General features: G+C 54.7%; 1 pseudogene. It reads right to left on the bottom strand.

From position 1 onward, the window contains the following. Positions 1-236 (bottom strand): annotated as a pseudogene (locus LD028_RS09430) (tetracycline resistance MFS efflux pump); the annotation flags it as partial.

Here is a 236-nt window from a genome sequence, read left to right on the forward strand (position 1 = left end):
CCCGCTCGTTCAGCGGCAAAATAGGCGAACGTCGCTTCAAGTCCAGCGAGGGAAAACGTTGTGATCAGCTGCAGTAAGTATAGGCGCGCTACAGGCCCTTGGAGGGCGGCCGCAAGCGATGGCCGCTTTGTTCGTATATTCATTCGTTTTTCTCTCGGAAGCGACTCATGCAAGAAAACGAAAACGAATAGAGCGGTCAAGAGCGCCAAGCTGCCTGCCATCCAAAACGGAGCGGT

The sequence above is a fragment of the Anoxybacillus sp. LAT27 genome, from assembly GCF_022030075.1.
Taxonomy (GTDB): domain Bacteria; phylum Bacillota; class Bacilli; order Bacillales; family Anoxybacillaceae; genus Anoxybacillus; species Anoxybacillus kestanbolensis.